The following is a 255-nucleotide window of genomic DNA, read 5'->3' as shown; positions in this document are numbered from 1 at the left end:
CGTTGAGCGAGGCCGTGCCGCCAGCAACATCGACTTCCGCACCCAGACCACCGCGCAGCCAGAACTGGTTGGTGTCCTGCCCGTCGAAACTGAAAGCGGAAAGACCGGTGATGGTGCCGCTGGTGGCTGCTGTTTCGTTTTCAAAACGGTAGGCAGCTTCAGCGCGGGCCAGCAGGCGGATATCATTGTTCAATGCGTGAACGCCGTCGATACCGGCACGAACAACCGTGCTGTGGTCGCTGGTTGAATTGAAAC

Annotated in this window: 1 protein-coding gene; it reads right to left on the bottom strand. The window is 59.2% G+C overall.

What is annotated here, in order from left to right:
• The coding region (locus IB237_RS26630) for an autotransporter domain-containing protein (RefSeq protein ID WP_371815419.1) at window positions 1-255 on the bottom strand (255 nt) is incomplete at both ends.

This window comes from Agrobacterium sp. AGB01 (assembly GCF_014851585.1).
Lineage (GTDB): Bacteria > Pseudomonadota > Alphaproteobacteria > Rhizobiales > Rhizobiaceae > Agrobacterium.
This window is presented reverse-complemented; position numbering and strand designations above follow the sequence as displayed.